The 12,481-nt window shown below is 63.2% G+C and carries 12 protein-coding genes and 1 pseudogene; 8 read left to right on the top strand and 5 right to left on the bottom strand.

What is annotated here, in order from left to right; genetic code table 11:
• Nucleotides 1–231 precede the first annotated feature (231 nt).
• The gene (locus CWO89_RS14195; protein WP_130579387.1) at nt 232–1,461 is read right to left on the bottom strand and encodes an ABC transporter substrate-binding protein; all 1,230 of its coding nucleotides are present in this window, start codon (nt 1,459–1,461) and stop codon (nt 232–234) included.
• Between the two features lie 471 nt (nt 1,462–1,932).
• Here CWO89_RS14195 and CWO89_RS14190 point away from each other — a divergent pair, with 471 nt between their 5' ends.
• Both CWO89_RS14190 and CWO89_RS14185 read left to right on the top strand, forming a co-directional pair.
• Complete coding sequence (locus CWO89_RS14190) at nt 1,933–2,802, top strand: GNAT family N-acetyltransferase (RefSeq protein WP_245476196.1); 870 nt, start codon at nt 1,933–1,935, stop codon at nt 2,800–2,802.
• A gap of 172 nt (nt 2,803–2,974) precedes the next feature.
• Nucleotides 2,975–4,063 (top strand): TRAP transporter substrate-binding protein, encoded by a 1,089-nt coding sequence (locus CWO89_RS14185; protein ID WP_130579385.1) that lies wholly within the window; start codon nt 2,975–2,977, stop codon nt 4,061–4,063.
• A 157-nt stretch (nt 4,064–4,220) separates the two neighbouring features.
• Here CWO89_RS14185 and CWO89_RS14180 read toward each other — a convergent pair whose 3' ends face one another.
• The 3 genes from CWO89_RS14180 to CWO89_RS14170 form a co-directional block, all read right to left on the bottom strand.
• Nucleotides 4,221–5,150, bottom strand: coding sequence for a DMT family transporter (locus CWO89_RS14180; protein WP_130579383.1), 930 nt, complete (start codon nt 5,148–5,150; stop codon nt 4,221–4,223).
• Nucleotides 5,151–5,364: 214 nt separating this feature from the next.
• On the bottom strand, nt 5,365–5,769 hold the full coding sequence (locus CWO89_RS14175; RefSeq protein ID WP_130579381.1) for a helix-turn-helix domain-containing protein: 405 nt from the start codon (nt 5,767–5,769) through the stop codon (nt 5,365–5,367).
• Between the two features lie 8 nt (nt 5,770–5,777).
• Entirely contained in the window at nt 5,778–6,827 is a 1,050-nt protein-coding gene (locus CWO89_RS14170) for a LysR family transcriptional regulator (protein ID WP_130579380.1), read from the bottom strand.
• A gap of 94 nt (nt 6,828–6,921) precedes the next feature.
• Between CWO89_RS14170 and CWO89_RS49115 the strand changes: the two genes are divergently transcribed.
• The 4 genes from CWO89_RS49115 to CWO89_RS14150 are packed head-to-tail and all read left to right on the top strand — an operon-like array spanning nt 6,922 to nt 10,147.
• Complete coding sequence (locus CWO89_RS49115) at nt 6,922–8,139, top strand: GNAT family N-acetyltransferase (protein WP_349017029.1); 1,218 nt, start codon at nt 6,922–6,924, stop codon at nt 8,137–8,139.
• A gap of 5 nt (nt 8,140–8,144) precedes the next feature.
• A complete protein-coding gene (locus tag CWO89_RS14160; RefSeq protein ID WP_130579378.1) occupies nt 8,145–8,738 on the top strand; it encodes a cysteine hydrolase family protein in 594 nt (197 codons plus the stop codon).
• Between the two features lie 16 nt (nt 8,739–8,754).
• Nucleotides 8,755–8,949: a hypothetical protein gene (locus CWO89_RS14155; protein ID WP_463699463.1), complete on the top strand. Its 195-nt coding sequence runs from the start codon at nt 8,755–8,757 to the stop codon at nt 8,947–8,949.
• A 13-nt stretch (nt 8,950–8,962) separates the two neighbouring features.
• Nucleotides 8,963–10,147: an MFS transporter gene (locus CWO89_RS14150; RefSeq protein ID WP_165421139.1), complete on the top strand. Its 1,185-nt coding sequence runs from the start codon at nt 8,963–8,965 to the stop codon at nt 10,145–10,147.
• Nucleotides 10,148–10,166: 19 nt separating this feature from the next.
• Here CWO89_RS14150 and ybaK read toward each other — a convergent pair whose 3' ends face one another.
• The gene (gene ybaK, locus CWO89_RS14145; RefSeq protein WP_130579372.1) at nt 10,167–10,640 is read right to left on the bottom strand and encodes a Cys-tRNA(Pro) deacylase; all 474 of its coding nucleotides are present in this window, start codon (nt 10,638–10,640) and stop codon (nt 10,167–10,169) included.
• A 286-nt stretch (nt 10,641–10,926) separates the two neighbouring features.
• Here ybaK and CWO89_RS14140 point away from each other — a divergent pair, with 286 nt between their 5' ends.
• Together CWO89_RS14140 and CWO89_RS14135 are read left to right on the top strand one after the other, a co-directional pair.
• Nucleotides 10,927–12,219: an adenylosuccinate synthase gene (locus CWO89_RS14140; RefSeq protein WP_130579370.1), complete on the top strand. Its 1,293-nt coding sequence runs from the start codon at nt 10,927–10,929 to the stop codon at nt 12,217–12,219.
• 36 nt (nt 12,220–12,255) lie between these two features.
• Nucleotides 12,256–12,481, top strand: a pseudogene (locus CWO89_RS14135) (hypothetical protein); the annotation flags it as partial.

The following is a 12,481-nucleotide window of genomic DNA, read 5'->3' as shown; positions in this document are numbered from 1 at the left end:
GCGTAGGGTGTCCGGAACTCTCATGGGGACCTCCGCGCGAGGCGTCGGGCGATTCTGAGCTTACTACTTTCCGAAGCGGTTGCCACACTGCGATGGGCCTAAATTCCCGGCCCGCCCCCAAGATCAGCTGTGCTGATCGAATAGCCTTCGCAGCAACCAGCGCCACCACCATCCGCAGCCACGCGATAACCCATAAGATCGACATCCGCCGCTATGATCGAATAAAGCGCTCTAGCCTCCGATTTCGCTGCTGAGCATGGGCCCGAACAGCTCCCATTTCTCGCCCTTGAACCTCCTGAGCTGGACCTGCTTGATCGGCGCGAAATCGATCGGGCTGGTGTTGATGTTGATGCCGGGCAGCAGGTTGGTGGTCCTGAAGTCCTTGAGGTTTGCAGCCTGCTTCATCACGTTCTCGCGCGTGAGGTTATCGCCGCACTGCCTGAGTACCTGAACCAGCGTCTGGGCCATATTGAAGCCTGTCATCACCAGACTATCAGCCCGATTGCCTTCGGGAAAATTCTTGGCGAGGAATTCGTCGAACACCTTCATTCCGGGATCATCCTTCCATTGCGGGTCGAGCGGGTCCATCAGATAGGCCACCGAAATGATGTCCTGTGCGTTTTCGAAGCCGGCGGGCTTGATGACGGCACCGATGGAGGTGCTGACGCTGTTGAGGACGTGCAGTGGCTTCCAGCCGATCTCGGCTGCCTTCTTGATGGCCTGCGCCGCGAATTTCGGCGTGGTGATGTTGACGAATACGTCGGCATTGAGCGACTTCATCTTGACGACGTGCGAGTCGATGGTCGGCTCGGCCACCTCATAGGCGTCCTCGGCAACGATCATCGACGCAGCCTTGGCGCCGAGGCCATCCTTCAGGCCTTTGAGATAATCCTTCCCATAGTCGTCGCTCTGGTAGAGGACCGCGATCCTGGCGTTCGGCTTTTCCTTCAGAATATACCTCGCGTAGATCCGCGCCTCGTTCTGATAGTTGGGCGACCAACCTATAGTCCACGGGAAGTTCTGCGGATCATTCCATTTGGTCGCGCCGGTCTGCACGAACAGCTGCGGCACCTTCTTCGCGTTCATATATTTCTGAATGGCAGTGTTGGACGGCGTGCCAAGCGAGCCGAAGATCAGGAAAACCTCGTCGCTCTCAACCAGTCTGCGCGCCTGCTCGACCGCTTTTGGTGGACTGTAACCGTCGTCATAGGAAATGAAGTTGATTTTGCGGCCGTTGATGCCGCCTTCGCCGTTGATCTTGCGAAAATAGGCCGCCTCGGTCCTGCCTGTAGTGCCGTAAGCCGACGCCGGCCCGCTGTAGGGCATGATGTTGCCGATCTTGATTTCGGTGTCGGTTGCGCCGGCATCGTATTTCTTCTGGGAAAGTGCGCTGCCTCCGCTGGCGGCAAGCATTATGATGACGGTCGAAAACGCCGCCAATCGTCGCGCGACGAAGGACATCTCGTTTCTCCCTATGAACCAATGAATGTGTCTATTGTTATTGGAGACCTCCCTCGGATCTCTTCTCCGAGAGTGAACACCCTTCATCAGGCGTTGTCGATCTTCACGAACGCCACTCGCGTGCGCTTTCGGCGTCAGTTCGCGCGATTCGTCAACGGAACTGACCCTAATTCTCAAGACTAAGGCCCGCCAAGCTAAGTGCGACGATGGGGCGGATAGATAGACCGAACACAGTCACTGCCGCCGCTGGAGATCAAACAACCGATGGGACTTCTGCTCAGGGTCACAAGCGGCCGTCGAGACTTCGCTGCTTCATGTCCGCTCTGACCCTAACAGCCGATGTGGCAAAGGCCTAAGCGGTAGTCGTCGGCTCTCAAGCCAGAAGCGGATGTTTTCCAGGGAATCCCGGGCGCCGCGGCCATGGCGTTTCTTTGGTTGCCGGTAACAGCTCACTCGTGGTGATATCGTTTCATGAGTCCATCCGTACGATCGCCCGCCACGAGCGGCCTGCGCATCCGGACGATGCGGCCGGACGAAATCTCTATTGCCCTGGACTGGGCGGCGGCCGAAGGCTGGAATCCGGGCCTCGCCGACGCTGCCTGCTTCGCCACTGCCGATCCGGAAGGCTTCTTCATCGGCGAACTCGACGGCGCTCCGATCGCGACCGTCTCCTGCGTCAATTACGATGAGAGCTTCGCGTTTCTCGGTTTCTACATCGTGCGAAAAGACCTGCGCGGCCGTGGCTACGGTCTGCGCATATGGAACGCGGCCATTGCGCACGCTGACCGACGCGTGATCGGGCTCGACGGCGTGGTGGCGCAGCAGGAGAACTACAGGAAGTCCGGGTTCGAGTTCGCTTATGCCAACGTCCGTTACGGCGGCACCGTCGCGGCTCCGGATGCGCCGCAGGCAAATGTCGTCACGCTCGCCGACGTCCCGTTGGCGAGCGTGGAGGCGTATGACGCGACGGTGTTTCCGGCTCGGCGCACTGCGTTCCTGCGCGCCTGGATCGGCTCGCCCGGGCATGTCGGTTGCGCGCTCGTGCGCGATGGCGGGCTTGCCGGCTGGGGCGTGATCCGTCCGTGCCGGAGGGGCCGCAAGATCGGCCCGCTCATGGCCGACGACCGCGCGAGCGCCGAGGCAGTTCTGTCGGCTTTGCTGGCCCGCGTGGGCGACGGCGAGATCTTCCTCGACGTTCCCAGCATCAACTGCGACGCTGTCGCGCTGGCGCAAGATTTGGGCCTTGCGCCAGTGTTCGAGACCGCGCGCATGTATACCGGCGCAATACCGCCATTGCGACTGGAGCGGATATTCGGCGTCACTACCTTCGAGCTCGGATAGCGCAAACGCCTCTGCCTCAAATGGACGCGATAGCCAAGGCTCGAGGCTTTGGGCCGGGTCAGTCGTAGGCTACTCTGGTATCGGCTGGGCCTTTGGGATAGGTCCTTATGCCGTCGGGCCGGCTGCGGAAGCGGTGCCCAATCGAATTGCAATCCGAAGGAGTGATGACATCATGAAGCGCCGTACGTTTCTCACAGGCAGCGCCGTGGCCGGCGCGACGACGCTGGTTGCGGCACCTGCGATCGCGCAGTCGATGCCCGAGATCAAGTGGCGCTTGACGTCGAGCTTTCCGAAGTCGCTCGATACCATTTACGGCACGGCGCAGACCTATGCGAAATACGTGGCAGAGGCCACAGACAACAAGTTTCAGATCCAGACTTTTGGGGCTGGCGAGATCGTGCCCGGCTTGCAGGCGCTTGACGCCGTGAGCGTCGCGTCCGTCGAGATCGCGCAGACGCCGCTTTATCTCTACATCGGCAAGGAGCCGGTGCTTGCCTATGCGACGGGCGTGCCCTTTGGTATGAACCATCGCCACCAACATTCCTGGTGGACATTCGGCGGCGGTGCCGAACTCTGCGCCGAAGCCCTGAAGCCTTTCAAGGTGCATGCCATCCTGTGCGGCAACTCCGGCACGCAAATGGGCGGCTGGTTTCGCAAGGAGATCAAGACGGTCGATGATCTCAAGGGCCTCAAGTTCCGCATCGCGGGCATGGGCGGCCATGTGCTCGCAAGGCTCGGTGTCGTGCCGCAGCAGATCGCTGGCGGTGATGTGTATCCAGCGCTCGAGAAGGGGACGATCGATGCCGCGGAGTTCGTCGGTCCCTATGATGACGAGAAGCTCGGCTTCTACAAGGTGGCGAAGTACTACTACTTCCCCGGTTGGTGGGAAGGAGGCGCCATGCTGCACATGATCGTGAACGACGAGAAGTGGAATGCGCTTCCCAAGCAATACCAGGCGATCCTCACCCAGGCCGGGTCGGCAGCAGGCGCCTGGATGCTTGAGAAGTACGACAGCGTAAACCCCGCGGCCCTGAAACGGCTTATTGCGAACGGAACGGAGCTGCGCGCGTTTCCGCAACCGGTCATGGAGGCCAGCTACAAAGCCACCCAGGACTATCTGAACGAGATTGCCGAGAAGAGCCCGCTCTTCAAGAAAACAAAAGAGAGCCACGACGCGTATATGAAGGACGTGCTTTTCTATACGCAGATCGCGGAAAACTATTACGACAACTATCTGCTCAGCAAAATGCGCAAGGGCTGATTTCGCCCGATCTCGCCCAGAACAGCTTCGGGTCTGATTGAATCAGAACCGAAGCTGTTGATTTTTGTTTTGACGCACTTCCTGCGCAGATAAGTTTAAGCAATCTGCGTAAACTTGATTGCTATGCGAACCGGTGTCCACTTCGCTCCAAAACGCCCTAGGCCGGCTTCGGCTTGCGCGAGGCGACGAACACGCCTGACAGCACCAGCGCAAAGCCGATGAAGTGGAACAGTTGCGGATGCTCGCCGAGGAAGATGATCGACAACACGGTGCCGAACACCGGCACCACATGGAAGAACGGCGCCGTGCGGTTGGCGCCGATCAACTGGACGCCGCGGTTGAAGCAGAGATAGGCCAGCGTCGAGGGAAACACCGCGACATAGATCAGCGAGAGCAGGTTGCTCACGTTGAACTGCATCACCGGGCGTGTCAGCAATTCCCAGATCAGGAACGGTATCAGGCAGGCTGCGCCGCAGCCGAAGGTGAAGGCGACGAATGACAGGCCGTGGATCTCCGGTCGCTTCAGCGACAGCACCGAATAGATCCCGAAGATCGTGAGCGCCGTGATGAAGATCAGGTCGCCCTTGTTGAACTCGACCTTCGACAGTGCGGTGAGGTCGCCGTGCAGGATGATCACCAGCACGCCCGCAAGCGACAGCAGAACGCCGAATGCTTGCGCTGCCGTCAGCCGCACGCCGAGCAGGACCAGCGACCACACCGCGATGATCAGCGGCGCCGCCGATTGCAGCAGCAGCGTGTTCAGCGCCTGGGTATATTCGAGCGCCCAGTACTGCATGGTGTTGAAGACGCCGATCCCCGTCAGCGAGAGCAACACCATCAGGCCGAGACGGCCGCGGATCGCCGGCCAGTCCTGCTTCAGGTGCGGCCAGGCCCAGGGGAGGATCAAGAGGAACGCCAGCGACCAGCGCAAGAAGGAGAGCGTCACCGGCGCAATATGGCCGGCGGCGAGGCGGCCGACGATGGCGTTGCCGGCCCAGAACAGCGCGGTGAAGCTGAGCAAGAGGTAGGGCTGGTTGGCCAGCCAGTTGCCGGAGCCGGCGGGAGAGGTGGTCTCGGAAGCAGACATGCGTCGGGCCCGGTTCATGGCGCCGTGGCCCGCCCGGCGGGTTCACGCGCCGGGCCGGAATGTGAGAGGACCCGGCCGAGGCCACAGACACGGATTTTACGGCGACGGCAATGCTGTTGGCTGCATCTCGACCATGCGCGGGCTCTATCCCGGCAAGCCTGTCGGCTAGTTTCGGTGACTGCTTCGCGGGGCGCCGGCGCGCGGAGGGGCAGCGTCAGCCGGCCTCGCCGGAAGGATCGGCCTGGCGCTTGACGATCTGTGCGGTGAGTTCGATGAGGATCCGTTTCGTATCGACGTCATGCAATTCACGAAACAGCCGCAACAGGCGCAGCTCGAGCAGCGACTGCAGCGATGCGGAGCCCGGCTCGGGCAGCCGCCGCGCCCGGGCGGCGGCGCTGGCGGCGCGGCCGTTGAAGAGATCGACGGAGACGCCAAGCGCGCTCGCCACCTGGCGCAGGCGCTCGATATCAACCGCATCCCGGCCGTTTGTGCGCTCCGTCCGTGGCGGGGGCGGGGGCGTTGCTCCCAGCACTTCCGCAAGGTCGGACTGCGATAATCCGATCTCGCGCCACTTGGCCTGCACCAATTGATCGATGTACCCGTCGGTCGATTTGCTCATTGGGTTGCTCAGCCGATCTTGGAGCGTGTTTCGTTCACGAAGCCTGCGAACAGATTTACCAGTGGCTCCCCCTTGTAGGTTTTCTGCAGATCGTTGGGATGCACGAACTCGTCGCGGAACCACGGATACTTCCGGCCATCGAAGGCCTGGATGGTCCAGTCGATCAACTGCTTGACGCGCGGAATCCGCTTGGCGTCGGGGTGATAGGCAAGCCAGATGTCGAGCGAGAAATTGATGCCGATGTCGAGCGGGATCAAAGGCCCCGCGACCGCCGGCACATAGGTCGGCAGCCAGCCGATGCCGGCACCCTTGGCGACCGCCCAGACATGGGCGCTGCTGACATTGTTGCGCATGGCGACGAAGCCGAGCTGCTCGCGGCCGGCATATTGCTCGTACATCTGCTGCGCGCGGGTCTGGTCGGCGTCCTGCAGCACGATGCGGTGGTTCTGCCGGATGTCGTCCTGGTCCTTCGGCATGCCGTAGATCTCGACATAGGACGGGCTGACGAACGGCATGACGTGAAGACGGCCGATCTTGACGCGCTTCAGGTCGGGCTTGTCGGGCTCTTCGAGCTGCACCGCGACGTCGGCCTCGAGCCTGAGCACGTCGGCGGAGCGCATCTCGCATTTGAGATCGACGAGCAGCCCCGGATAGACGCGCTGGAATTCGATCAGCCGCGGCGCGACCCAGAAGGTGCCGAGACCTTCGGTGATGGCAAAGCGGACCTCGCCCGAGAGCGCCGGCGTGGTCTGGCTCAGCGCGCGGTCGAGGCCGAAGGCGGCTTCTTCCATCCGTCGCGCCGCCTCCAGCACCTTCTCGCCCTCTGGCGTCAGGCGCACGCCGTCGACATGGCGGGTGATCAATGTCGTTTTATAGGCACTCTCTAGTTGCAGGATCTGCTTGCGCAGGAAATTGGCCGAAGCGTTCAGCTCGAGGGCTGCAGCGCGGAAGCTGCCGATCCGTGCAACCTCAAGGAAGATCCGCACCGAATCCCACTGGGCGATGCGGCCCGGGGGGTGTGCACGGTGGTGAACACCCCTGCGCTCAGGTGAGTGCATACAAATCGCCTCGTTTGTCGCCTTTTAGCTTAACGGGAACACCCCTCTATTCTTGGCAGAAACGCGGCAAAACCACAACCGCGAGAGATGATCGATGACTGCTCTGGACCTCGATTTTATTCGCAAAGCCGCCACCAGGCGTCAGGGGGCGGGTCCCGCCCGTTCGCTCGACAAGATGACCATGCTGCAATTGGCGAAACGCACGGTGATTTTCACCGTCGATGCCGCCGGGATTGCGGCGCTGATGGATGCGGCGAGGGAAGATATTCCGGGACTGACCACCAACCGCGTCGTTCAGACCGTCGCCAACCATAATCCGGACGCGTTCTGGGCGATCGCGCGGCGTGATCAGTTCGACATTGCCGCGCCGAAGGGCGAAGGTTTCCTCGCGGTGCTGCCGCTGACGCAGGAAGGCACGCGCCGCCTGATCGACGGACGGCTCGATACCAAGAATCCCGATCTCGCCTTCGTCACGCGGCAGTCGGAGCGGCCGGCGGGTATCTATGTCTGGTGCATCCACGCCAAGGGGCCGACGGTCGCTGCGATCCCGCTGGTGCTGCAGAAATTCTCGACCCCGCTCTACCAGGGCATCAACATCTATTCGCGCCCGATCACCAAGGAAGGCCTGCGCGTGCTCGAGCCGCTCGGGTTCACTCCGGGCGCCCGCTATGACGGATTGTTCGCGCCGCATCTGCAGATGCTCGATCGCTCGCACGAGATGCCGCCGCCGAAGCCGGTGCCGCCGGATCCGATTTCGGTGCGGGTGGTGCGCTCGATGGACGAGATGGCGCGCGTGATGGCGATCCGCAGCGCCGTCTACATGGGCGAGCAGCATTGCCCGTTCGAGGAGGAATTCGACGGCAATGATTTCTCCGCGACGCATCTGATCTGCCATCAGGGCCGCGAGCCGGTCGGCTGCCTGCGGATCCGCTACTTCGCCGATTTCGCCAAGCTGGAGCGGCTGGCGGTGCGCAGCGAAAGCCGCAGCAGCGGCATCGCCGGCCGCATCGTCGATGCCGCGATCGAGCTCTGCCGCAAGAAGGGTTACAACGTCCTCTATGCGCATGCGCAGAAGCGATTGCTCGGCTTCTGGGAGCAGCGCGGCTTCGAGCGCATGTCTGGCTCGCGCGAATTCGTGTTCTCCGATTTCGACTATGTCGAGGTCAAGCTTCAGACCGAGCGGCATCCGCAGCGCATCACCCTTGGCGAGGATCCTTACGTCCTGATCCGCCCCGAGGGACAGTGGGACGTTCCCGGCATCCTGGAAATGTCCGCCGGCCGCGGCCCGGCGGCGCAGCCGGCCGCGATGTGACCGCCATGGCCCCGGTGATCGACCTCAAACCCTATGTTGGCGCTTCCAACAGCCGGCTGTTGGTCATGGTGGACCTGCAGGAGGAGGCCTATTTCCGCGGGGCGGCGGGTTGCGCTGACGATCTCGAGCGCTCGCTGGAAAGCTGCAGGGCCGCGATCCAGCACGCCCGCAATGCCGGGATGCCGATCGCCTTCACGCGGCGGGCTGAAGGCTTGGATCTCGTCGACAGGAAGGCGCAGTCGCGCTGGATCATGGGTCTCGAGCCGAAGCGCGCGGACATGGTGTTCGAGCGCAGGCAGCCTTCCTGCTACGCCAATCCGCTGTTCGAGGACGTCGTCTCGCGGATCGGCAGCTTTGCGATCGGCGGTCTGGCGGCGGAAGAGGTCTGCCTTGCCACCGCCATCGACGCTTCACACCGCGGCCATCGCGTCACCTTCCTGACCGATGCAGCCGCGAGCCGGAAGCGGCGCGATGCCGATCCTGGTTCAGTGCACCTTGTCGCGACGAAGGCGATCGAGTTGTTCGCCGACGTCGCCACCACCGCCCACTGGCTGGTCGCGACCGCGCAGCGGCCTCTGAGAGGGCATCGATATGGATGAATTGAGGGCCCGTCGCTTGCGTAACGTGATTCCGGTACTGACCGAACAGCGTAACATTCTGGTTTCCGGCGGGCTGTCCTTTGCGGGCCACCTCGTCGATCTCGCGATCATGCAGCTCCAGCTCTCGCTGCATGAGATCTCAGAAGACGAACTGTCCGAATTCTCCGACGCTGTCAGCCTTAATCTCGTCAGCGGCGACCTCCAGGATTGATCGGGAGGCAGGGATGCCCCGCAGATGGATCGTGCTTGCCGTGCTGTTCGCGGCGCGCGCGGCGACCGGGTTTCAATTCCAGTCGGTCGGATCCACGACCAACTTCCTGATGCACGATCTGGCGCTCAGCTACGTCCAGCTCGGCATGCTGCTCGGCGCTTATCTGTTGCCCGGAATCGTCGTCGCCTTTCCGGCCGGCCTGATCGGCCAGCGCGTGCGCGAGACGACGCTCGGGCTCGGCGGGCTGGCGCTGATGGCGGTGTCGGGCGTCGCTCTGTCCTATTGCGACAGCTTCGCCGCTGCGCTGGTCGCGCGCGTGATCGGTGGCGTCGGCGCCACCATCGTAATCCTGGTCGCCACCAAGATGACGACCGACTGGTTCGCCGGCCGCGAGATCGTGCTGGCGATGTCGCTGTTGCAGATGAGCTGGCCGTTCGGCGCGATGCTCGCGCTGCCGGCGCAGACCTATCTGGCACAATCGCTGGGGTGGCCGGCGGTGATGGCGTCGAGCGCGATGTTGGCCCTGGTCGTGCTCGGCGCCTTCGCATTGCTGCCGCGGAGTCCCGTTCAGGCAGAGACTGCCGCGGCGGCCGCGCGCACCGGCCTGCCGGTCAGGACCCTGGTCCCGGTCCTGGTCGCGGGCGTCATCTGGGGCGCGATGAATCTCGCCTGCGTGCTGTTCTTCAGCTATGCGCCGCCATTGATGGTGGCGCACGGATCGAGCCCGACGGGCGCGGCCTCGCTGGTCAGCCTCGCGATCTGGTTCACCATCATTGCCATTCCCGCCGGCGGCTATCTGGTCGAGCGGTCGGGGCGGCCGGTCGCAGCGATCATTGCTTGCGGACTTCTGGCGGCGCTGGCGCTGGCGCTGTTCGTCGCAAACATCCATCCAACGATCGCCTGCCTGGTCTTCGGCGTCGCCATCGGCCCATTGTCCGGCGCGATCCTGTCACTGCCGACGCGCGTGCTCGAGCCGCGCGACCGCTCGCTTGGCTTCGGCCTGTTCTTCACCTGCTTCTACATCCTGATGGCGATCGGACCTTCCGCCGCCGGCCGGCTGCAGGATGCCTGGGGCAACCCATCGGCCGCGCTGATCGCGGGCGCCGCGCTGCTGGCGGCAATGGCGCCGTTGTCGCTGGTGTTCTCGCTGCTCTCGAAGCGCGGCGAGGTGCTGACGCTCAAGCACGCGACAGCCTGAGCGTCGCGTCGTAGACCGCTTACGCCGTCAGCGCCCGTACAATCGCGCTGACAGCCTTCGCGGCATCGTCGGGCGCAAGCTCGATCTGCAGGCCGCGCTGGCCGCCATTGACGAACACGCTCGTCTCGTTAAGCGCCGCCTGTTCGATCGCGATTGGCACGCGCTTCTTCTGCCCGAACGGGCTGATGCCGCCGACATGGTAGCCGGTCAGCCGCTCGGCATCGGCCGGCCGCATCATTTTCGCGGTCTTGCCGCCGAAAGCGCTCGCGAGCTTCTTCATGCTGACCTCGCAGTCCGACGGCACCACGGCGCAGACCGGCTTGCCGTCGACCTCGGCCATCAGCGTCTTCAGCATCCGTTTGGGCGCCACCCCCAGCGCCTCGGCGGCCTGCAGGCCGATGCTCTCGGCGTCAGGATCATAGTCATAAGCGTGCAGGGTGAATGTCACGCCGAGCTTTGCCAGCGTCTCGGTGGCGCGCGTGCTCTTGGACATCTGGCTGGCTGTTCCCTTAAACCTTGTCCATGATCCGGCCCTGCCTTGCGGCGGCCACAAATTTTCCGGGGATATCAAAGGCTTGGAGATCGTCGAAACGGCGCAAAAACTACCCTTCTTGCTTGCTTAAGCGTAGCGCTTCCTTTATCGGGTTAGCGACCTGTGTGCGAGCGGCCACCGCCGTGATTTCGGCCGGGCAGCTTAAACCATGATCCGGAAAGTTCGGCACCGCTTTTCCGCTGTGATCATGATCGAACCTTGAAGTGTTGCAGGGAACGCTTGCGAAATGGCCAATGTTGTCGTGGTCGGCGCCCAGTGGGGCGACGAAGGGAAGGGCAAGATCGTCGACTGGTTGTCGGAGCAGGCCGACATCGTCGTGCGCTTCCAGGGCGGTCACAATGCCGGCCATACGCTTGTCATCAATGGCGAGACCTACAAGCTCGCGCTGTTGCCGTCGGGCGTGCTGCGGCCGTCGAAGCTGGCCGTGATCGGCAACGGCGTCGTGTTCGATCCGCAGGCCTTCCTGGATGAGGTCGAGCGGCTGAAGGGGCAGGGCGTCGCGGTCAGCCCGGATAACTTACGAATCGCCGAGAACGTCACGCTGATCCTGCCGCTGCACCGCGATCTCGATGCACTTCGCGAATCATCCAACGCCGTGACCGCGATCGGCACCACCCGCCGCGGCATCGGCCCGGCCTATGAGGACAAGGTCGGCCGCCGCGCCATCCGCCTGATGGACCTCGCCGATCTCGACACCCTGCCGCACAAGATCGACCGCCTGCTGGCGCACCACAATGCGCTGCGCCGCGGCCTCAATCTCGAGGAGGTCGACGGCAAGGGCATCCTGCGCGAGCTGACGGCGCTGGCACCGAAGATCCTGCCCTACGCCGAAACCGTCTGGCGCCTGCTCGACCTCAAGCGCCGCGAGGGCAAGCGCATCCTGTTCGAGGGAGCCCAGGGCGCTCTGCTCGACGTCGACCACGGCACCTACCCTTACGTCACTTCCTCCAACACGGTGGCCGCACAGGCGGCAACCGGCACTGGCCTCGGCCCCGGCGCGGTCGGCTATGTCCTGGGAATCTGCAAGGCCTACACCACCCGTGTCGGCCAGGGCCCGTTCCCGACCGAGCTGACGGACGAGATCGGTGAGGAAATCGGCCGCCGCGGCAAGGAATTCGGCGTCAACACCGGCCGCAAGCGCCGCACCGGCTGGTTCGATGCGGTGCTGGTGCGCCAGACGGTGCGCACCTGTGGCATCACGGGGCTGGCGCTGACAAAGCTCGATATTCTGGATGGATTCGATACCATACAGGTCTGCACCGGCTATAAGCTCGACGGCAAGGAAATCGACCACCTGCCGGCGGGCGAGGGTGCACAGGCCCGCGTGGTGCCGATCTATGAGACTATCGAGGGCTGGAAGCAGCCGACGGCGAACGCCCGGTCCTGGGCCGACCTGCCGGCGCAGGCCATCAAATATGTCCGCCGGGTGGAAGAATTGGTCGGCTGTCCGATCGCGCTTCTTTCCACCAGCCCGGAACGCGAAGATACTATTCTGGTACAAAATCCGTTCGAGGCTTAACGGGATATTACCTATATCCCACCAATTTGAATGGAAATGGCTGATTACTACCCGCTGATTGCCCGCGCCATCGCCGGATTGGACCCCAATGCTCCCGGTGAGAGCCGCCGCGCGCTTTATGAGCGCGCGCGGGCTGCGCTGATCCAGCAGCTCCGCGGCGTCCAGCCGCCGCTTTCCGAGTCCGAGATCACCCGCGAGCGCCTGGCGCTCGAAGAGGCCGTTCGCAAGGTCGAATCGGAGGCCGCCCAGCGCGCCCGCGAGG

It is taken from the genome of Bradyrhizobium sp. Leo170, assembly GCF_004296405.1.
GTDB lineage: Bacteria > Pseudomonadota > Alphaproteobacteria > Rhizobiales > Xanthobacteraceae > Bradyrhizobium.
This window is presented reverse-complemented; position numbering and strand designations above follow the sequence as displayed.